1 pseudogene is annotated in these 222 nt (G+C 44.6%); it reads left to right on the forward strand.

Features of this window, described 5'->3' with window-relative positions:
- Positions 1–222, forward strand: a pseudogene (locus tag ACYQ2M_RS25585) (IS1634 family transposase); the annotation flags it as partial.

Raw genomic sequence — 222 nt, forward strand, 5'->3', positions numbered from 1 at the left:
CTTCAGGGAAAACGCAGGATTGAGAAAGAATTTCTTGCATACGACAGTACATCAATATCCAGTTACTCACAATGTCTCCGGCAGGTCCGTTATGGGAGAAACAAAGACCATGAGCATCTGCCACAGATCAATCTGGCCCTGTTGTTTGGTCAGCAATCCCGTCTTCCCTTCTATTATCGGAAACTGGCTGGCAACATCTCTGACGTTAAGACATTAAAAAAG

The organism is Desulfocicer niacini (assembly GCF_054657595.1).